Origin of the sequence: Endozoicomonas sp. (genome assembly GCF_965196975.1) — a bacterium.
Lineage (GTDB): Bacteria > Pseudomonadota > Gammaproteobacteria > Pseudomonadales > Endozoicomonadaceae > Endozoicomonas.
This window is the reverse complement of record NZ_OZ239981.1, coordinates 5358611-5380624: the sequence shown is the minus strand read 5'-3', so window position 1 is coordinate 5380624 and position 22014 is coordinate 5358611. Positions and strand designations below refer to the sequence as shown.

The window sequence follows — 22014 nt, the reverse complement described above, 5'->3', positions numbered from 1 at the left end:
GGCTATAAAGCCTTTTAAAAATAGTGTAACTATTCAGCACCCTTCATATAAATCTGGAATTTTCTGATTTTTCGACCATCATCTTATACTCAATTTTTCTAACAAATCTCCAGTATGGAACCAGACTTCCCAGCTACTCCGTTTACCGAAGCTCTCCTTAAAGAGAATGAAGAGCTTCGGACCGAGAATGCGCTTTTACGGGAACGTTGCAGCGAACTGGAAGAAAGGGTTAATAAAAACAGTCAAAACAGTAGTAAGCCACCATCGTCAGATGGTTATCAAAAGCCCAGTAAAAAAGGGAGTGATAAAGGTGATACATCTTCCAAAGAAGCCCCCTGCTCCTCACAGGAAACACCGAACCCCAAAAGCCTTAGACCATCTTCAGGCAATAAACCAGGTGGCCAGAAAGGTCATCAAGGCTCTTGTTTGAGACGTGTCGCCTTACCCGATTATGTCAGGCATCTGAAGGTTGAAAAATGTTGCTGTTGCCAGTCTTCGCTTATCGATATTAAACCCACCAAATACATTGAGCGACAGGTTTTTGATCCAGGTAGACCCGGAGAATTTGAAGTTACCGCGTACTGGGCAGACGTTAAAGTATGTCCTTGTGGTAAACGGAACACCGCTGAGTTTCCCCAAGGAGTGAAAGCCGCTGCTCAATACGGAGAAGTGACTCAGGCAATGGCTGTTCATTTAAACCAGTATCACTTCATCCCATATCACCGGGTGTCTGAGTATTTCAATACTATTTATTGCATGAGTGTCAGCGCAGGCTCTGTTGCCAATTTTGTTGCCTATACCCATGAGAACCTGGCCTCTACTGAGCAGAGTATCCGCGATGCTTTACAAGAAAGTCCGGTTGCAGGAGCGGATGAAACTGGCATGCGGGTTGACGGTTCACTGTGGTGGTTACACATTATGCGAGATGACCAATGGACGCTTTACTACCTCTCAGAAAGGCGAGGTTGTGAAGCAATGGATGCAATGGGCATCCTGCTGACTTTTGCAGGCATTCTGGTTCACGATCATTGGAAGTCCTACTTTGCCTATGCGGCAGTGCATGTGCTTTGTAATGCCCATCATCTGAGAGAGCTTCAGGGAGTTGTCGATAGGGATGCGAATAAGCTGGCTCTGCGGCTGATGAAATTGCTTACGCTCTCCTGGCACTTCTGCAAGAAATACAAAGCAGCCGGTCTGACTCAAATGCCTGGTGCAATACAGCTTCGCATTGAGACGATATACGACCAAATCCTTCAAAGGGCTCTCACGAAGGAAACCGCTTATATGGAAAAACAACGACAGGTGCTTGGACGTAAGAAGGTCAGGAATACCAAGGCCTACAACCTGTTCAAAAGGCTTATTGAGTTTAAGGTTGAAACGTTGCGCTTCATGTCGGACTTTTCAATTCCCTTCGATAACAATGGCAGTGAACGTGATGCCAGGATGGCCAAACTTAAGCAGAAGATCTCAGGCTGCTTCAGAAGCGAAGACGGAGGTACCATGTTTACCCGAATCCGAAGCTATTTATCATCTGCTAAAAAGCAGGGGTTGAACATATTTCAGGCGCTTCTTAAAGCGGTTCGAAATTACAACAATACGCCTTTGCTGGGTGCTGAATAGTTACAAAATAGTTATTCTGACGTTTTTTAAGCTGACCTGAGCTTGAAATTCTCACACAGCGCAGTAAAGGTATCAACGAATAAAATGTTATATGCTTGTGAAGGTTAATCGATTACGATAACAGAGTGATAACAATGAATAATAATCGCTCATTTTCAAGCTTCTATTTCTGACTTTATAGTCAATAATCAGCTCCATATATCCGGTTTATTTTTTCTAATGAAATAAAAGGATTCACCCAAGCAATGTCTACTGAAACCCTGCAGCTCAACGACACTCTTTATCAATATATTTATAACGTTGGTTTACGTGAGCACCCGGTATTAAAAGAGTTGCGTGAAATTACCAGCCACCATCGCTACCGAATCATGCAAATCTCTGCTGAACAAGGGCAGCTCATGGGCATGCTGGCTAGATTAGCCAATGCACGAAGGACCATTGAAATTGGCGTTTTCACAGGCTACAGCGCTCTCTCTGTTGCCCTCGTACTGCCAGAAGACGGGGAGTTAATTGCCTGTGATATCAGCAGCGAATATACCGACATTGCCAAACCCTACTGGGAAAAAGCCGGTGTATCCCAGCGGATTAAACTTCACCTGGCTCCGGCATCGGAAACTCTGGATAAACTGATACAGAAAGGAGAACTGAATCAGTTTGATATGGCCTTTATTGATGCGGATAAAACAGGGTACGACGCTTACTATGAACAATGCCTGCAACTGATTCGCCCTGGCGGATTGATTCTTATTGATAACGTACTGTGGAGTGGCAGAGTCGCAGACAAAGACGAAAATGATGAAGATACTGCGGCTTTGAAAGCCTTAAACCAGAAAATTCACGACGATCATCGTGTTGATATGATGATACTGCCGGTTTCCGATGGACTTACTATCGCTATAAAACGTTAAGAATAATAAGCATAGAGAAGGCTCCCGCACGGGGAAACGCCCAACAGCCCTATCAATAACTTCCTCTAATTTTATTTTTCTAACTTAAAACGAGAAACCCCGGCATAAGCCGGGGTTTCTATGGGGTTGGATTATAAATTTTCGTTAGAAAATTTATTAGTCCATGATCTTGGCAACAACGCCAGCACCAACAGTACGGCCACCTTCACGGATCGCGAAGCGCAGACCTTCTTCCATCGCTACTGGGTTGATCAGAGTAGCAACGAAGTTGATGTTGTCACCAGGCATTACCATTTCAACGCCTTCGTTCAGTTCTACAGCACCAGTTACGTCAGTAGTACGGAAGTAGAACTGTGGACGGTAGCCCTTGAAGAATGGAGTGTGACGACCGCCTTCTTCTTTAGACAGGATGTACACTTCAGCTTCGAACTTGGTGTGAGGAGTAACAGTTCCTGGCTTGATCAGACACTGACCACGCTCAACGTCTTCACGCTTGGTACCACGCAGCAGGGCACCGATGTTCTCACCTGCACGACCTTCGTCCAGCAGCTTACGGAACATTTCAACACCAGTAACGGTAGTCTTGGTAGTCTCTTTGATACCAATGATTTCTACTTCGTTACCAACGTTAACGATACCACGCTCAACACGGCCAGTTACTACAGTACCACGGCCAGCGATGGAGAATACGTCTTCGATAGGCATCAGGAACGGCTGGTCGATAGCACGCTCTGGCTCTGGGATGTAGGAATCCAGAGTTTCTACCAGCTTCTTAACAGCGGTAGTACCCATTTCGTTAGTGTCTTCACCGTTCAGAGCCATCAGGGCAGAACCGATGATGATTGGCGTGTCGTCGCCTGGGAAGTCGTAGGCATCCAGAAGTTCACGAACTTCCATTTCTACCAGTTCCAGCAGCTCTTCGTCGTCAACCATGTCGGCTTTGTTCAGGAATACCACGATGTATGGTACACCTACCTGACGGGACAGCAGGATGTGCTCACGAGTCTGTGGCATGGGGCCATCAGCAGCAGAACATACCAGGATAGCGCCGTCCATCTGAGCAGCACCGGTGATCATGTTCTTAACGTAGTCAGCGTGTCCTGGGCAGTCTACGTGCGCGTAGTGACGATTTGGAGAATCGTATTCTACGTGTGCAGTAGAGATGGTGATACCACGCTCACGCTCTTCAGGAGCGTTGTCGATCTGGTCGAATGCACGAGCAGTACCGCCCCAGATTTCAGCACATACGCGAGTCAGTGCTGCAGTCAGGGTAGTTTTACCGTGGTCAACGTGACCGATGGTGCCGACGTTTACGTGCGGCTTCGAGCGTTCAAATTTTTCCTTAGCCATGTCTCTTAACCTTTAGCTATAGATAGTTCGAGGGTAGCAATATCAAGCAGGGCATTCTAACAGCCATTTTCACCGGAAAGAATTTCTCATGAAAAAAAAACATAAAAAATTCTATTATTTCCGAGAGCCAAAACCGTTAGAACCCCTTATTCAATATCAACCCTGGTTTTTGATGACCGCTTCAGCAATGCTGGCGGGCGCTTCGGCATACTCATGGAATTCCATGGAGTATGTAGCACGCCCCTGAGTTGCTGAACGCAGATCGGTAGCGTAGCCGAACATTTCACCCAGCGGCACCTGAGCATTAATCACCTTACCAGAAGGTGTATCTTCCATACCCTGAACAATACCGCGACGACGGTTCAGGTCGCCCATAACGTCACCCATGTAGTCTTCAGGTGTTACCACCTCAACCTTCATCATAGGTTCCATCAGGACAGGCTTAGCCTGAGGCGCGTATTTCTTCAGAGCCTGCGAAGCAGCGATTTTAAACGCCATTTCGTTAGAGTCAACATCGTGGAAGGAACCATCGTACAGACGAGCTTTCAGACCCAGCAGTGGGTAGCCGGCGATAACGCCGTTCTTCATCTGTTCTTCGATACCTTTCTGGATAGCCGGGATGTATTCCTTAGGAATAGCACCACCCACGATTTCGTTGATGAATTCCAGACCTTCTTCGCCATCAGCAGCAGGAGAGAATTCAACAACAACGTGTCCGTACTGACCACGACCACCAGACTGCTTGGCAAACTTGTGGTTGGCATCGACAGAGCCTTTCAGCTTCTCACGGTAGGCAACCTGAGGCTTACCAATGTTCGCTTCAACCTTGAACTCGCGACGCATACGGTCAACGATGATGTCCAGGTGGAGCTCACCCATACCGGAGATGATGGTCTGGCCACTTTCTTCGTCAGTGTGTACACGGAAAGATGGATCTTCCTGAGCCAGTTTGCCCAGAGCGATACCCATTTTTTCCTGGTCAGCCTTAGTCTTAGGCTCAACCGCAACAGAGATTACCGGCTCTGGGAACTCCATGCGCTCCAGAGTGATAATGCTGTCCATGGCACACAGCGTGTCACCAGTGGTTACATCCTTCATGCCGATCAGGGCAACGATGTCACCAGCCACACACTCTTTGAGTTCTTCACGGTTGTTCGCGTGCATCTGCACCATTCGACCAACACGCTCTTTCTTGTGCTTAACCGGGTTGTAAACCGTATCACCGGAGCTCAGAACACCGGAGTAGTTACGGATAAAGGTCAGCGTACCCACGAATGGGTCAGTCGCAATTTTGAACGCCAGAGCAGCAAAAGGTGCACTGTCATCCGCTTCACGAGTTGCTACAGTACCTTCAGCGTCGTCCAGAATACCTTCGATAGCCTTAACTTCTTTTGGAGAAGGCATCAGCTCGATCACGGCATCCAGAACAGCCTGCACACCCTTGTTCTTGAAGGCAGAACCACCAAAGACAGGAATGATCTCATTCGCCAGAGTACGGGCACGGATACCGGCCTTGATCTCTTCTTCGGTCAGATCACCTTCTTCAAGGTACTTTTCCATCAGCTCTTCAGTGGCTTCAGCAGCAGCTTCAACCATGTACTCACGCATTTCTGCGCAGAGCTCTTCCAGATCGGCAGGGATGTCTTCGTATTTGAAGGTCATGCCCTGGTCTTCTTCGTTCCAGATGATGGACTTCATCTTCACCAGGTCAACAACGCCCTTGAACTCGTCTTCAGCGCCGATGGTCATCTGCATGGGAACAGCATTAGCGTTCAGACGGTCACGCAGCTGGCTGATAACCATTTCGAAATCAGCACCGGTACGGTCCATCTTGTTAACGAAGACCATACGAGGAACTTCGTACTTGTCAGCCTGACGCCATACGGTTTCAGTTTGAGGCTGAACACCGGAGGAGCCACACAGTACAACGACAGCGCCGTCGAGTACACGCAGGGAACGTTCTACTTCGATGGTGAAGTCAACGTGTCCTGGAGTATCGATGATGTTGACACGATGCTCATCAAACTGAGCATCCATGCCACGCCAGAAACAGGTAGTTGCAGCAGAAGTAATGGTAATACCACGCTCCTGCTCCTGCTCCATCCAGTCCATGGTGGCAGCACCATCATGAACTTCACCGATTTTATGGCTCAGACCTGTGTAAAACAGAACACGTTCTGTGGTCGTTGTCTTACCCGCGTCAACATGGGCACAGATACCAATGTTGCGATAGCGGTTGATCGGGGTTTTACGGGCCACGACTCAATCCTCTGATACTTAGAAACGGTAGTGGGAGAACGCCTTATTGGCTTCAGCCATACGATGCACGTCTTCACGCTTCTTAACAGCTGCGCCCTTGCTTTCGGCAGCATCCATCAGTTCTCCAGCCAGGCGGAGTTTCATGGATTTTTCACCACGCTTACGCGCAGCGTCTACCAGCCAACGCATTGCCAGGGCAGTACGACGGGCAGGACGAACTTCAACGGGCACCTGATAAGTGGCACCACCAACACGGCGGGACTTAACCTCTACCATAGGAGCGATGGTTTCCAGAGCTTTTTCGAACAGCTCCAGAGGCTCCTTGCTGGTACGCTCCAGAACGACGTCCAGGGCACCATAAACGATCTTTTCAGCGACAGATTTCTTACCGCTGACCATCACGTGGTTGATGAATTTAGTGAGTGTTTTGTTGCCAAACTTAGGATCTGGCAGCACGTCGCGCTTAGCGACTACGCGTCTTCTTGGCATTGATAAGCCCTCTACGTCGGTCTTCAGGTAATCCAGGATCAACCAGTGACTTTCTCGGTTCTGAAAAAGCAGTGACCTGGCCTTACTCTCATCAACCTGATATTAAATTCTTACTCTTTCGAGCGTTTTGCCTGATTTTCCCCTAAGGGCACTGCAGGCGGAAACTTAAGCTAACCAGGCGATTAGGACTTAGGTTTCTTGGTACCGTACTTGGAACGGCCCTGCTTACGGTCGTTAACACCCTGAGTATCCAGGCTACCGCGAACGGTGTGGTAACGAACACCTGGCAAGTCTTTTACACGACCGCCACGGATCAGAACAACACTGTGTTCCTGCAGGTTGTGACCTTCACCACCGATGTAGGAAGTCACTTCAAAGCCATTGGTCAGACGCACACGACATACTTTACGCAGCGCTGAGTTAGGCTTCTTAGGGGTAGTGGTATAAACACGGGTACAAACCCCGCGACGCTGTGGACAAGCCTGCAGCGCAGGCACGTCCGTCTTTCTAACCTTACGCTTACGGGGCTTGCGCACCAGCTGGTTAATTGTTGCCATTCAGCAAACTCCAATCTCTATTCGAGAACCGTTTCTAAGTGTTGAGTCTGAACCGTCAGAGGAAATAGCGGTCCAAACTCCTGCTTTAAACAGCAAAAGCCGGCACAAACCGGCTTATGCAAGCCCTAGCCCAAAAACTGGACCACGGGCAAAATAAAGCGCAGAAATTTTACGGATCGACAATAGCAACGTCAAGTAGGGGATTCAGCCATATAAAGCGGGGAATAACCCATAGTCTGGCAAAGAACCCTGTTTAACAGGGAATCCTTACTAAATTAAGGAAGGTTAACAATAGACCTGAAAGATGATTTTCGCGCAAAAAGTTAACACAAGAAGCCCATAAAAAACAGCTAACCCAGTGATTTATATACACTCTTTAATAGATTTTCATTTTCGACAATCACTTACCCAGCGAACAGATACTGTATCTCTGCCAGAGCATTGCGAGATATGCTAAAGTCGCCACCTCACACACCTTCAAAGTTTAAAACTCAATGAAACGCGAACTGGCAATCGAATTTTCACGGGTCACCGAAGTCGCCGCCCTGGCAGGTTATAAATGGCTTGGCCGAGGCGATAAAAATGCCGCTGACGGCGCCGCAGTCGAAGCAATGCGCACCATGCTGAATAAAGTCGATATGCAGGGTGAGATTGTGATCGGTGAGGGTGAAATCGATGAAGCCCCCATGCTCTATATTGGTGAAAAAGTCGGAACCGGTAACGGGGAAAACATTGATATCGCTGTAGACCCGATTGAAGGCACCCGCATGACGGCCATGGGCCAGAATAACGCCATTGCCGTTCTGGCTGCCGGCGAAAAAGGCTCTTTCCTGAAAGCGCCGGACATGTACATGGAGAAGCTGGTCTGTGGACCCGGAGCCAAGGGCATCATCGACCTGAACCTGGGTTTGCGTGACAATATCCAGAACGTTGCCCGTGCCCTGCACAAGCCAATTGAAAGTCTGGTGGTCATCACCCTTGCCAAACCACGCCATGATGCCGCCATTGCCATGATGCAGAATATGGGTGTTCGTGTTTTTGCCATTCCTGATGGTGATGTTGCCGCTTCCATTCTCACCTGCATGCCAGACAGCGAGGTTGACCTGATGTACTGCGTGGGCGGAGCACCCGAAGGTGTGGTTTCAGCTGCCGTTATCCGCGCACTCGGCGGTGATATGCACGGCCGCCTCGTCACCCGTGACAAGGCCAAGGGTGAAACACCGGAAAATATTGAAGCGGGCAGACTGGAAGCTGAACGCTGCCGGGAAATGGGTGTTGAACCGGGCAAAGTACTGCGTCTGAATGATATGGCCAGCTCTGATAATGTTGTCTTTTCTGCCACCGGCATCACCAAGGGTGACCTGCTCCAGGGCATCATGCGCAAGGGCAATATCGCCACCACAGAAACCCTGGTGGTTCGTGGCAAATCCCGCACAATCCGCCGCATCCAGTCCAGCCATTACCTGGATCGAAAGGATGATGATATTAAGAACATCATTCTTTAACCCACAGGTCAGACTGCCTAAATAAGCCGATACCAACCATAAGCAGCCCCTCCCCTTCAGGCTGCTTATATCACTTTGTTGAGCACTGAAGTATGAGCTGTCACCGAATTAACGAACTGATCGAACTCCTCTCCCCTGAGTGGCAAAAACAGGGTCATCTGAATCTGGTTCAGATTATTGAAGCACTGGCCACAGAAGCTGGCCACAAAGGGCCCCTTAACGAAGTAACGGATGACCTGCTGATCTATCACCTGAAAATGAAAGGCGAAGCACCTGATGCCATGATTCCAGGTATTGCCAAGGATGTAGAGGTAGACTTTAAAGAAGCCCTGCTCAAAGCCCGCGGCTTTAAGTAACCCCCCTCTGTCAGGCACATCATCACTTAACAGACATATTGTGTGCCTGACTACTCCTCCGCCCAAAAAACGCAACCTGAATAAATCCCCTCTCTGGACGATAAAGAAAGCAAGGTCAAAACGGGGATAATCCAAAGCTTAACAGAGTCTTAGTAACTATTCAGCACCCAGCAAAGGCGTATTGTTGTAATTTCGAACCGCTTTAAGAAGCGCCTGAAATATGTTCAACCCCTGCTTTTTAGCAGATGATAAATAGCTTCGGATTCGGGTAAACATGGTACCTCCGTCTTCGCTTCTGAAGCAGCCTGAGATCTTCTGCTTAAGTTTGGCCATCCTGGCATCACGTTCACTGCCATTGTTATCGAAGGGAATTGAAAAGTCCGACATGAAGCGCAACGTTTCAACCTTAAACTCAATAAGCCTTTTGAACAGGTTGTAGGCCTTGGTATTCCTGACCTTCTTACGTCCAAGCACCTGTCGTTGTTTTTCCATATAAGCGGTTTCCTTCGTGAGAGCCCTTTGAAGGATTTGGTCGTATATCGTCTCAATGCGAAGCTGTATTGCACCAGGCATTTGAGTCAGACCGGCTGCTTTGTATTTCTTGCAGAAGTGCCAGGAGAGCGTAAGCAATTTCATCAGCCGCAGAGCCAGCTTATTCGCATCCCTATCGACAACTCCCTGAAGCTCTCTCAGATGATGGGCATTACAAAGCACATGCACTGCCGCATAGGCAAAGTAGGACTTCCAATGATCGTGAACCAGAATGCCTGCAAAAGTCAGCAGGATGCCCATTGCATCCATTGCTTCACAACCTCGCCTTTCTGAGAGGTAGTAAAGCGTCCATTGGTCATCTCGCATAATGTGTAACCACCACAGTGAACCGTCAACCCGCATGCCAGTTTCATCCGCTCCTGCAACCGGACTTTCTTGTAAAGCATCGCGGATACTCTGCTCAGTAGAGGCCAGGTTCTCATGGGTATAGGCAACAAAATTGGCAACAGAGCCTGCGCTGACACTCATGCAATAAATAGTATTGAAATACTCAGACACCCGGTGATATGGGATGAAGTGATACTGGTTTAAATGAACAGCCATTGCCTGAGTCACTTCTCCGTATTGAGCAGCGGCTTTCACTCCTTGGGGAAACTCAGCGGTGTTCCGTTTACCACAAGGACATACTTTAACGTCTGCCCAGTACGCGGTAACTTCAAATTCTCCGGGTCTACCTGGATCAAAAACCTGTCGCTCAATGTATTTGGTGGGTTTAATATCGATAAGCGAAGACTGGCAACAGCAACATTTTTCAACCTTCAGATGCCTGACATAATCGGGTAAGGCGACACGTCTCAAACAAGAGCCTTGATGACCTTTCTGGCCACCTGGTTTATTGCCTGAAGATGGTCTAAGGCTTTTGGGGTTCGGTGTTTCCTGTGAGGAGCAGGGGGCTTCTTTGGAAGATGTATCACCTTTATCACTCCCTTTTTTACTGGGCTTTTGATAACCATCTGACGATGGTGGCTTACTACTGTTTTGACTGTTTTTATTAACCCTTTCTTCCAGTTCGCTGCAACGTTCCCGTAAAAGCGCATTCTCGGTCCGAAGCTCTTCATTCTCTTTAAGGAGAGCTTCGGTAAACGGAGTAGCTGGGAAGTCTGGTTCCATACTGGAGATTTGTTAGAAAAATTGAGTATAAGATGATGGTCGAAAAATCAGAAAATTCCAGATTTATATGAAGGGTGCTGAATAGTTACGAGTCTTATTAAGTAATTACTGCAGGCTCATCGGTGCTGTAACCCTCTCAGTATCATTAATTACCTGGTGGATGGATCTGGCAGATATTGTCTCTGTATGTATTTTCTGCCGAACCCAGAGAACCGCACTGGGACTTTTAGGACTGATTATGCTTCTTCCTCACTACCGATACCTGACCATACTTCTTGCCAGCGCGGTTGCCTGTGTTGGACTCAACGCCTCTGCCGAGCATCTTTTCCTCCAGTTCAAGCGTATGTCTTTATCCTGGACATACACCGGCCTTGCTATGGCAGCCCTGCTCATCATGTGTTTACAGCTAATTGCTATTTTTGAGAAAGACAAAAAACAGCAGCCAAAAAATCAGGCGCTCCCTGCCGACTAAAACACATGGCTGTCTTAGGCAAAGAAGCGATCAAAAGCATATTCCCAGCGATACTTATGCTGACCAGTAAAATGGTGAATGCAGCTCCTGCTGAAGCCTGGTACCAAAAAGTCTGGTGTGAAGGCATGGGAGGAGAAGTTGAATATCGTTTAAAAAACGGACAACGAATAGATTGCCTGACACATTCTTATGCCATTGAAATAGAATTCGCCCCAAAGTGGCCAGAAGCTATTGGCCAGTCACTGAACTACAGCTTTCTGACAGGAAAAAAACCCGGCATTGTTCTGGTCCTCAAAACCCATCAAGACCATACTCACTGGCAGCGCCTGCAAAGTCTAATTAAAAACTACGATCTTCCTATAAAGCTTTGGAAACTAGGACCTTAACATGACCACATACATCAGAGGCGCTGTGCCCAGATGAAAAACTCCCTATTTCCATCCCCACCCTTGATGGGACTGTCGAAATAACCATGAACCGTCAAACCCAATTCAAGACAACAACATCGGATCTGCTTCTCCACTTCAAGATACAGGCTTTCATCTCTAACAATGCCGCCTTTACCCAACCCGGAGGGACCCACCTCAAACTGAGGTTTAACCAGGCTGAGCAACCGACCGCCTTTCTTTAATAGTGGTACCAGAGAGGGCAGAATTTTGGTCTGAGAAATAAATGACACATCCATTATTGCAACATCGAATCCCACGCGTTGATCGGTGTATTCAAGCAGACTTTCAGGAAGCGCCCTTGCATTCACTCCTTCCAGACATATGACACGAGGATCATTTCGCAAAGATTCAACCAATTGTCCATGCCCAACCTCTATACCCACCACCTTGGCTGCACCTGCTTTTAGTGCACAGTCGGTAAAGCCCCCGGTAGACTGACCAACATCAATGACGTTAGCGCCAGACAGTGAGAGCTCAGTATAATCCAGCGCCCCCTCAAGCTTTATCCCCCCACGAGAAACAAACCGATCCAAATCATCTGGACAAATTGTAATCTCAATATTGTCTGGAAACTTCTGACTGGCCTTGACAACAACTTCCCACTCACTGGATTGCAGGACTTTTACTTTACCATCACTGATTAACCGCTGAGCCCGGCTTCTGGAAGACACTTTTCCCTGATCCACAAGAATAAGATCAAGTCTACGCATGAGTTAAATACATCACATCAATAAATAGGCTAGCCAGTATACATGAACAACGTCATATTGGGCTTAAATTGCCATAGCAAAAAATAACACTCTAAGAGTAGCTATCACCATTCGAAGCTTGGTTAGGCTTTCTCAACCTCAACCCACCCTGAGTTTGATTTAAAGCCGATCTTCCTCCCGGTTCTTCTGTACTTATCTCTTCATTCTCCACTATTCCAGCATCTGCTTTAGCTTTTTTTACAACCGGCCTATTTTCTGAAATGAACTCTTCAAGAGCCTTCTGCCGGTCTTTATCCAGTTTCGCCTCCAGAAATCCTAAAGCCTCTTGTCGAATTTCATCTCGGGTAGGGCATTCCCCAAACTCCATAGCTTTATCCACAAAGTCTTTCCTCCCCTTAACCATCCGCACAACCTCTAAAGAGCCTTTCGAAGCCAGCTCCTCACTCCTAGCTATTTTCTGATCAGTATTAACCGCAACCTCAAATAGTGTTGCATTATGATGCTGTTTTAGAATTGCCAACAATTTTCCACGATCTTCCTTACTAAGTTTATCCACCCACCGATCAGACTCACTCTTCTGAAACATTAAGAATGATTCATATCCCTCCTTCATAGCGATTACGTCCAATTCCCCGCGATTGCTAACAACTTTTTGTCTATCTTCTCTATCTTTTTCAGAGCAAACTATTCGCTTCGTTATAAGGTGGTTTGCAACAATAGTAACAAAGGTAAATGGCCAAATCTGATAACCACTCTGAGAATAAACACCCAGTGTAGCTAAGCTCATCAATGTATTTCTTCCAGCTTCAGTTTTAATGAAACCATACGTTTCATCCACAACAATCTTAAAAAGCTTCCATGGTCCAAAGCGCCCCCCCTCTTGAGAGTTAGGTTCTAACTCTCCATCTCTATCAATAACACTCAATACTAATGAAGGAACCCTATTATTTTGAGGCAAAGCATTAGCCATTCATTTCCCCTTATTTGATCAAACCCGGCTGATAACGCTCATTGTGCATTGCAATGAACATCCGATACTTAGATCAACCGTCAATTATCAAAGTTCCATGATAATTTCTTGATACTCCGCTCCAATCAAACCAGCACTTTTCAGCTACCAATTTAATTCGCAAATAAAGCGAATATAAAAAAACCGCCCATTAAGGGCGGTTTTCCTTCAGCAAAGACAAAGAGAGCTATTCCTCTCTATCTCTTAGGTCAAACTTCTCCAAAGTTCAGAGCGTCAGACAGAGCCTGTTCAACTTCAGAAGCCGATACCTTGGCAGGTGCCTCGAACTCAACTTCTTCACGCCCTTTACGACGCTCAGCGTGGTAAGTCAGACCAGTACCTGCTGGAATCAGACGGCCTACAACCACGTTTTCCTTCAGGCCACGCAGGTAGTCACGCTTACCATGAACTGCCGCTTCGGTCAGAACCCGCGTAGTCTCCTGGAAGGAAGCAGCGGAGATAAAGGACTCTGTTGCCAGAGAAGCCTTGGTAATACCCAGCAGCACACGCTCAAACTTCGCCGGGAAGCCATTCTCACGATTAACACGATCGTTCTCTTCCAGCAGACGGGTGTACTCCAGCTGATCACCACGAATAAAGGATGAATCACCAGTATCGGTAATTTCCACCTTACGCAGCATCTGACGCAGAATGGTCTCAATGTGCTTATCGTTAATCTTTACACCCTGCAGACGGTATACGTCCTGGATTTCATTAACGATATAGCGAGCCAGCTCACTGACGCCCAACAGACGCAATACGTCATGCGGGTTGGTCGGACCATCGGAGATAACTTCCCCTTGAGTCACCTGCTCACCTTCAAACACGTTGAGGTGACGCCACTTTGGAATCAGCTCTTCGTATGGATCACCACCGTCGGTCGGTGTAATCACCAGACGCTTCTTGCCCTTGGTCTCCTTACCGAAGCCGATGGTTCCGGAGATTTCTGCCAGGATGGAATGCTCTTTTGGCTTACGCGCTTCAAAGAGATCAGCAACCCGTGGCAGACCACCGGTGATGTCCCGGTTACCGGAAGACTGCTGCGGAATACGGGCAAGTACCGCACCCACTTCCACCGTTGCACCATCCACCAGATTCACCAGAGCGTTTGCTGGCAGGAAGTACTGGGCAGGAACGTCAGTACCTGGCAGCTTCAGCTCGTTACCATTGGCATCTTTCAGCTGAATGGCTGGACGAATATCCTTACCGGCAGACGGACGATCCTTCGGATCCATTACTTCCATGTTGGACAGACCGGTCAGCTCATCAGTCTGCGTCTTAACGGTGATGTTTTCATCCATACCCTGGAATTCAACAATACCGGCAGTTTCCGTGATGATTGGGTGAGTGTGTGGATCCCACTTGGCCACCGTCTGACCCGCTTCAACCAGGTCGCCATCCTTAACCGAAATCATGGCGCCGTACGGCAGTTTGTAGCGCTCGCGCTCACGACCAAACTCGTCAGCAATCGCCAGCTGTCCGGAACGGCTGACAGCAACCAGAGTGCCATCTTTACGCTCAACAGACTTCAGGTTCAGCAGGCGGATAGAGCCTTTGTTCTTGACGGTTACGCTGTCTGCTGCCGCATTTCTGGATGCAGCACCACCGATGTGGAAGGTACGCATCGTCAACTGTGTACCAGGCTCACCGATCGACTGGGCAGCAATAACACCCACCGCTTCACCCTTGTTAACCAGGTGACCACGACCCAGATCACGGCCGTAACACTTGGAACAGATACCGTGACGGGTTTCACAGCTGATTGGAGAGCGTACACGCATCTCGTCAACGTTCATGGTTTCAAGGCGCTTCACCCACATTTCATCAATGAGGGTTCCGGCAGGTACGGCAATTTCGCTGTCACTGCCTGGCTTGAGCACATCTTCTGCCACGACACGGCCCAGAATACGCTCACCCAGCGGCTCTACTACATCACCGCCTTCAATGTGCGGAGTCATCAGCAGGCCATCGCTGGTGCCACAATCGTCTTCTGTCACAACCAGATCCTGGGCAACATCAACCAGACGACGGGTCAGGTAACCGGAGTTCGCTGTTTTCAGAGCGGTATCCGCCAGACCCTTACGAGCACCGTGGGTAGAGATAAAGTACTGGAGTACGTTCAGACCTTCACGGAAGTTCGCGGTAATTGGCGTTTCGATGATGGAGCCGTCTGGCTTAGCCATCAGACCACGCATACCGGCCAGCTGACGAATCTGTGCCGCACTACCCCGCGCACCGGAGTCCGCCATCATGTATACGCTGTTGAAGGACTCCTGCTCTTCTTCCTCACCCTGCTTATTGATAACAGTGTCGGACTTCAGGTTGTCCATCATTCGCTTGGCCAGCATTTCGTTGGCACGGGACCAGATGTCGATGACCTTGTTGTACTTCTCGCCGGCGGTTACCAGACCGGAAGCAAACTGGTTTTCGATTTCCTTAACCTCTTCGTTGGCGTCGTCGATGATGCGAGCCTTCTCAGGAGGAATAACGAAGTCGTTAACACCGATGGACGTACCGGAAATCGTTGCGTACTGGAAACCCAGATACATCATCTGGTCAGCAAAAATAACGGTTTCTTTCAGACCAACGTTACGGTAGCAGGCATTCAACAGGCCGGAAATCGCCTTCTTCTTCATTGCCTGGTTAACCAGGGCAAAAGGCAGACCTTCAGGAACGATATCCCACAGAATCATACGACCAACTGTCGTATCCGCCAGGAATTTGTTTTCGTGCTCAACACCTTCGCCGTCCCTGTATTTCTCATGGACACGAACCTTGATGCGGGCATGCAGATCAACAGCCTTGGTACGGTAGGCACGCATTACTTCGTCGATATCAACGAATGCCATGCCTTCACCTTTAGCGTTGATACGCTCACGGGTGATGTAGTACAGACCCAGTACCACGTCCTGGGAAGGTACGATGATTGGCTCACCGTTTGCCGGTGCCAGGATGTTGTTGGTGGACATCATCAGGGCACGGGCTTCCAGCTGAGCTTCCAGCGTCAGAGGAACGTGTACCGCCATCTGGTCACCGTCGAAGTCGGCGTTATAGGCCGCACACACCAATGGGTGCAGCTGAATCGCCTTACCTTCGATCAGAACCGGTTCAAATGCCTGAATACCCAGACGGTGCAGGGTTGGCGCACGGTTCAGCATGACCGGGTGTTCGCGGATTACGTCCGCCAGAACGTCCCATACCTCAGGGGTTTCACGCTCAACCATCTTCTTGGCAGCTTTAATGGTCGTTGCCAGACCTTTGGCTTCCAGCTTACCGAAGATAAATGGCTTGAACAGTTCCAGAGCCATCTTCTTGGGCAGACCGCACTGATGCAGACGCAGGGTAGGACCCACGGTAATAACCGAACGACCAGAGTAGTCTACACGCTTACCCAGCAGGTTCTGACGGAAACGACCCTGCTTACCCTTGATCATGTCGGCCAGGGATTTCAGAGGACGCTTGTTGGAACCGGTGATGGCTCGACCACGGCGACCGTTATCCAGCAGTGCGTCAACAGACTCCTGCAGCATCCGCTTTTCGTTGCGGACAATGATGTCAGGTGCGTTCAGGTCCAGCAGACGCTTCAAACGGTTGTTACGGTTAATCACTCGACGATACAGGTCGTTCAGGTCAGACGTCGCAAAACGACCACCATCCAGAGGTACCAGAGGACGCAGATCTGGCGGCAGAACCGGCAGAACGGTCAGGATCATCCACTCAGGGTTGTTGCCTGAGTTATGGAAAGCTTCCAGCAGCTTCAGACGCTTGCTCAGCTTCTTAAGCTTGGTTTCAGAGTTGGTCTGTGGAATCTCTTCACGCAGTGTATTGACTTCGTCTTCGATGTCGATATCTGCCAGCAGGCCTTTGATGGCTTCTGCACCCATACGGGCATCAAAGTCATCACCAAACTCTTCCAGGGCTTCGTAGTATTGCTCATCAGACAGCAGCTGGTTTTTCTCCAGCGTGGTCATGCCCGGATCAACAACAACGTAAGATTCAAAGTAAAGCACCCGCTCGATATCACGCAGGGTCATGTCCAGCAACAAACCGATACGGGATGGCAGTGACTTCAGGAACCAGATATGAGCAACCGGGCTGGCCAGCTCAATGTGACCCATGCGCTCACGACGCACCTTGGCCAGAGCAACCTCAACACCACACTTCTCACAGATAACACCACGGTGCTTCAGTCGCTTGTACTTACCACAAAGGCACTCGTAGTCTTTGACCGGTCCAAAAATCTTGGCACAGAACAGACCATCACGCTCAGGCTTAAACGTACGGTAATTAATTGTCTCCGGCTTTTTAACTTCGCCGTATGACCAGGACCGGATCATCTCCGGTGAAGCCAGCGCAATCCGAATAGCGTCGAATTCGTCCGTCTGGCCCTGTGTCTTGAGCAGATTCAATAAGTCTTTCAAGATCGTATCTCCTCGCGGTGCAAGGTGCCTGCTTCTCTATAAACTAGAAAGCAGAGCACCCTGGCCACACGTTCGTTATTCGGTTTCCAGTTCGATGTCGATGCCCAGTGAGCGGATTTCCTTCAACAGTACGTTGAAGGATTCCGGCATACCGGCTTCCATTCTGTGGTCGCCATCCACGATGTTTTTGTACATCTTGGTACGGCCGGTGACGTCATCGGACTTCACAGTCAGCATTTCCTGCAGAGTGTAGGCGGCACCGTAGGCTTCCAGCGCCCAAACCTCCATCTCCCCGAAACGCTGGCCACCGAATTGAGCCTTACCACCCAGAGGCTGCTGGGTAACCAGAGAGTAAGAACCTGTAGAACGAGCATGCATCTTGTCGTCTACCAGGTGGTTCAGCTTCAGCATGTACATGTAGCCAACAGTGACCGGACGCTCAAAAGACTCGCCGGTACGGCCGTCGAACAACTTAACCTGGCCACTGTCATTCATGTCCGCCAGACGAAGCAGTCGCTTGATCTCAGTTTCCTTGGCACCATCAAATACCGCAGTTGCCATCGGTACACCACCACGCAGGTTGCGGGCCAGCTCAAGCACTTCTGCGTCACTGAAGGACTCAACCTCTACCGGACTGGAACCAGGAATGCCGTTGTAGACCTCGTCCAGGAACTTGCGCAGTTCCGCCATGCTCTGCTGGGCTTCCAACATGCGGTTGATCTTGACACCAAGGCCCTTGGCCGCAGCACCCAGGTGAGTCTCAAGCACCTGACCAACGTTCATTCGCGACGGTACACCCAGAGGGTTCAGTACGATATCAACCGGATTACCCTCTTCATCGTGCGGCATGTCTTCTACCGGCATGATGATGGAGATAACACCCTTGTTACCGTGACGACCCGCCATCTTGTCACCAGGCTGGATACGACGTTTGATGGCCAGATAGACCTTAACGATCTTCAGAACGCCAGGCGCCATGTCATCGCCAGTCTGGAGCTTCTTCTTCTTGTCTTCGAAGCGCTCATCCAGCTGGGCACGACGCTCTTTCAGCTGTTCTCTGGACAGATCCAGCATCTCATTAAGAGCTTCGTCTTCCATGGACAACTTGAACCACTGCTCGTGCTCCAGGCCATCCAGATAGCCGTCACTGACCGGGTCACCCTTGCCAAGGCCTGGGGCGCGAACAACAGGCTGACCAGACAGCGCAGCACGCAGACGGGCAAACGTATCGTTCTCTACAACGCGGAACTCTTCATTAAGGTCTTTGCGATACTCATCTAACTGCGCCTTTTCAATAGAAAGCGCACGGGAGTCCTTCTCTACGCCATCACGGGTAAAGACCTGAACATCAATAACAGTACCTTTCACACTGGTCGGTACACGGAGAGAGGTGTCCTTAACATCGGAGGCCTTCTCACCAAAGATGGCACGCAGCAGCTTCTCTTCCGGAGTCAGCTGGGTTTCACCTTTTGGTGTCACCTTACCCACCAGAATATCACCAGCGCCCACTTCAGCACCGACATAAACAATACCGGCTTCATCCAGCTTGTTCAGGGCAGACTCACCAACGTTTGGAATATCGCCAGTGATCTCTTCTGCACCCAGTTTGGTGTCACGGGCCACACAGGTCAGTTCCTGAATGTGGATAGTGGTAAAGCGATCTTCCTGAACGACACGCTCAGAGATGAGGATGGAGTCCTCAAAGTTGTAGCCGTTCCAGGGCATGAACGCGACACGCATGTTCTGACCCAGCGCCAGTTCACCCATATCAACAGACGGACCATCCGCCATGATGTCACCACGGGAAATCTGATCGCCAGCCTTAACCAGGGAACGCTGATTAATACAGGTATTCTGGTTAGAACGGGTGTACTTAGTCAGGTTGTAGATATCCACACCTGCTTCACCTGGCTGTACTTCATCGTCGTTAACACGAACAACAATACGAGCAGCATCAACGGTATCAACCACGCCACCACGTCGTGCAACGACACAGACGCCAGAGTCAGAAGCAACATTACGCTCCATACCGGTTCCAACCAGAGGCTTCTCTGCTCTCAGGGTTGGTACCGCCTGACGTTGCATGTTCGAGCCCATCAATGCACGGTTAGCATCATCATGCTCAAGGAATGGAATCAGGGAGGCAGCAACAGATACCATCTGCTTGGTGGACACGTCCATGTACTGGACTTTATCCGGACTCATTAGAGTGGCTTCACCACGGTAACGAACAACAACCAGCTCATCAGTCAGTTGTTTGCTTTCGTCCATAGCGGCTGATGCCTGCGCGATGACGTACTCGCCCTCTTCAATAGCAGAGAGGTAATCAACGTCATCAGTAACCTTGCCGTCAACAACGCGACGATATGGAGCCTCCAGGAAGCCATAGTCGTTGGTACGGGCATAGGTTGCCAGAGAGTTAATCAGACCGATGTTTGGACCTTCAGGAGTCTCGATCGGGCAGACACGGCCATAGTGAGTCGCGTGTACATCTCGAACCTCAAAGCCTGCACGCTCACGGGTCAGACCACCTGGGCCCAACGCAGATACACGACGCTTGTGAGTAATCTCGGACAGTGGGTTGTTCTGGTCCATAAACTGGGACAGCTGGCTGGAACCAAAGAATTCCTTGATAGCAGCCGCCACCGGTTTAGCATTGATGAGGTCCTGAGGCATCAGGCCTTCAGACTCAGCCAGACTCAAACGTTCTTTAACTGCACGCTCAACACGTACCAGACCAACACGGAACTGGTTCTCAGCCATTTCACCAACAGAGCGTACACGACGGTTACCCAGGTGATCGATATCATCACAGATACCTTTACCGTTACGAATGTCGACCAGAATTTTCAAAACATCAATGATGTCGGAATTATCCAGAACACCGGAACCGGTATCTTCATCACGTCCCAGGCGGCGGTTGAACTTCATTCGACCGACTGCAGACAGGTCATAACGCTCTGTTGAGAAGAACAGATTCTGGAAGAGCGCTTCAGCAGCATCCTGTGTTGGTGGTTCACCAGGACGCATCATGCGGTAGATTTCAACGAGCGCTTCCAGACGGTTGGTCGTGGTATCTGCACGCAGGGTGTCAGACATGAACGGACCGCATTCCAACTCATTGATATAAAGCGTCTCTACTGTTTTGATACCGGCAGACAGCAGCTTCTCATAAACCTCAGGTGTAACTTCAGTGTTGCACTCAACAATGATTTCGCCAGTAGATTTGTGAATAACTGTTTTTGCCAGAACACGACCATAGATGTAATCAACCGGAGCATCCAGGCTCTTGATGTTCGCTTTCTGCAGGTCACGGATATGTCGCGCAGTTACACGACGCCCCTGTTCTACAACAACATTACCGTCGTTATCGTAGATATCAAAGCTGGCAGCCTCGCCTCTGAGGCGATCGGCAACAAACTCGGTACTGACATTTTCAGCGCCAATTTTGAACTCAACAAAATCAAAGAAATTCTCAAGAATTTCTTCATTGGAAAGCCCAAGAGCTCTCAGCAAAATGGTGGCAGGCAGTTTACGACGACGGTCAATACGAACATAGAGCAGATCCTTTGGATCAAACTCAAAGTCCAGCCAGGAGCCACGGTAAGGAATTACACGGGCGGAATATAGCAGTTTACCGGAGGAATGCGTCTTTCCCCGGTCATTATCGAAGAATACGCCCGGAGAGCGATGCAGCTGGGATACGATAACACGCTCTGTACCATTAATAACAAAGGTACCGTTATCGGTCATGAGCGGAATTTCGCCCATGTACACTTCCTGCTCCTTGATATCCTTGATTGCCTTGTTAGAGGAGTCTTTATCGTAGATAATCAGACGCACCTTGACGCGCAGTGGTACTGCGTAAGTGACGCCTCTCAGCTGGCATTCCTTGACATCAAACGCAGGAGCGCCCAGTCTGTAGCTAACGTATTCAAGTGCCGCGTTACCGGAATAGCTTACGATTGGAAAGACGGATTTAAAGGCTGCGTGAAGCCCGATATCTTCTCTGGCTGCCGGCTCTTTATCTGACTGCAACAGCTTGTGATATGAATCAAGCTGAATCGCCAGCAGATAAGGCACATTCATGACACTCGGCAGTTTGCCGAAGTCCTTGCGGATGCGTTTTTTCTCTGTATACGAGTATGCCATCAGCGTTCCCCAGCTTGGTTACCTGTTTTTGACCTCAGGCGGCATCGCCTGGCCATAGTAGGTTAGTTCGAGAGCGGGTGGCTCCCTGTCAAAAC

At 49.3% G+C, this 22014-nt stretch carries 15 protein-coding genes; 6 read left to right on the top strand and 9 right to left on the bottom strand.

The features are described 5' to 3' along the window. Positions 1 to 114 precede the first annotated feature (114 nt). Both tnpC (ACOCLE_RS23930) and ACOCLE_RS23925 read left to right on the top strand, forming a co-directional pair. Complete coding sequence (gene tnpC / locus ACOCLE_RS23930) at positions 115 to 1620, top strand: IS66 family transposase (protein WP_419532963.1); 1506 nt, start codon at positions 115 to 117, stop codon at positions 1618 to 1620. Positions 1621 to 1865: 245 nt separating this feature from the next. Then, positions 1866 to 2528, top strand: a complete 663-nt coding sequence (locus ACOCLE_RS23925; RefSeq protein ID WP_419534542.1) for a class I SAM-dependent methyltransferase — start codon at positions 1866 to 1868, stop codon at positions 2526 to 2528. Positions 2529 to 2684: 156 nt separating this feature from the next. On the opposite strand, the gene tuf is transcribed toward ACOCLE_RS23925, so the two are convergent. The 4 genes from tuf to rpsL form a co-directional block, all read right to left on the bottom strand. Further along, positions 2685 to 3878 (bottom strand): elongation factor Tu, encoded by a 1194-nt coding sequence (gene tuf / locus ACOCLE_RS23920; RefSeq protein WP_066014990.1) that lies wholly within the window; start codon positions 3876 to 3878, stop codon positions 2685 to 2687. A gap of 156 nt (positions 3879 to 4034) precedes the next feature. Further along, complete coding sequence (fusA, locus tag ACOCLE_RS23915; RefSeq protein ID WP_419534541.1) at positions 4035 to 6137, bottom strand: elongation factor G; 2103 nt, start codon at positions 6135 to 6137, stop codon at positions 4035 to 4037. Positions 6138 to 6155: 18 nt separating this feature from the next. After that, complete coding sequence (rpsG, locus tag ACOCLE_RS23910; protein WP_299734140.1) at positions 6156 to 6626, bottom strand: 30S ribosomal protein S7; 471 nt, start codon at positions 6624 to 6626, stop codon at positions 6156 to 6158. 182 nt (positions 6627 to 6808) lie between these two features. Then, positions 6809 to 7183: a 30S ribosomal protein S12 gene (gene rpsL, locus ACOCLE_RS23905; protein WP_020581766.1), complete on the bottom strand. Its 375-nt coding sequence runs from the start codon at positions 7181 to 7183 to the stop codon at positions 6809 to 6811. Positions 7184 to 7677: 494 nt separating this feature from the next. Between rpsL and glpX the strand changes: the two genes are divergently transcribed. Both glpX and ACOCLE_RS23895 read left to right on the top strand, forming a co-directional pair. After that, the gene (glpX, locus tag ACOCLE_RS23900) at positions 7678 to 8688 is read left to right on the top strand and encodes a class II fructose-bisphosphatase (protein ID WP_419534540.1); all 1011 of its coding nucleotides are present in this window, start codon (positions 7678 to 7680) and stop codon (positions 8686 to 8688) included. Positions 8689 to 8780: 92 nt separating this feature from the next. Beyond that, positions 8781 to 9044, top strand: coding sequence for a YihD family protein (locus ACOCLE_RS23895; RefSeq protein ID WP_066014987.1), 264 nt, complete (start codon positions 8781 to 8783; stop codon positions 9042 to 9044). A 156-nt stretch (positions 9045 to 9200) separates the two neighbouring features. On the opposite strand, the gene tnpC (ACOCLE_RS23890) is transcribed toward ACOCLE_RS23895, so the two are convergent. Beyond that, positions 9201 to 10706, bottom strand: a complete 1506-nt coding sequence (tnpC, locus tag ACOCLE_RS23890) for an IS66 family transposase (protein WP_419532963.1) — start codon at positions 10704 to 10706, stop codon at positions 9201 to 9203. 160 nt (positions 10707 to 10866) lie between these two features. On the opposite strand from tnpC (ACOCLE_RS23890), the gene ACOCLE_RS23885 reads away from it, so the two are divergent. Further along, complete coding sequence (locus ACOCLE_RS23885) at positions 10867 to 11178, top strand: hypothetical protein (RefSeq protein ID WP_419534539.1); 312 nt, start codon at positions 10867 to 10869, stop codon at positions 11176 to 11178. 5 nt (positions 11179 to 11183) lie between these two features. Then, positions 11184 to 11564, top strand: coding sequence for a hypothetical protein (locus ACOCLE_RS23880; RefSeq protein WP_419534538.1), 381 nt, complete (start codon positions 11184 to 11186; stop codon positions 11562 to 11564). Between the two features lie 14 nt (positions 11565 to 11578). On the opposite strand, the gene ACOCLE_RS23875 is transcribed toward ACOCLE_RS23880, so the two are convergent. From ACOCLE_RS23875 to rpoB, 4 genes are all read right to left on the bottom strand, one after another. Further along, positions 11579 to 12337, bottom strand: coding sequence for a TlyA family RNA methyltransferase (locus tag ACOCLE_RS23875; RefSeq protein ID WP_419534537.1), 759 nt, complete (start codon positions 12335 to 12337; stop codon positions 11579 to 11581). 91 nt (positions 12338 to 12428) lie between these two features. Continuing rightward, complete coding sequence (locus ACOCLE_RS23870; protein WP_419534536.1) at positions 12429 to 13307, bottom strand: hypothetical protein; 879 nt, start codon at positions 13305 to 13307, stop codon at positions 12429 to 12431. Positions 13308 to 13555: 248 nt separating this feature from the next. After that, positions 13556 to 17767 carry a DNA-directed RNA polymerase subunit beta' gene (rpoC, locus tag ACOCLE_RS23865; RefSeq protein WP_419534535.1) on the bottom strand — a complete coding sequence of 1404 codons (4212 nt, stop codon included), beginning with the start codon at positions 17765 to 17767 and terminating at the stop codon, positions 13556 to 13558. A 75-nt stretch (positions 17768 to 17842) separates the two neighbouring features. After that, entirely contained in the window at positions 17843 to 21919 is a 4077-nt protein-coding gene (gene rpoB / locus ACOCLE_RS23860) for a DNA-directed RNA polymerase subunit beta (RefSeq protein WP_419534534.1), read from the bottom strand. Positions 21920 to 22014 lie beyond the last annotated feature (95 nt).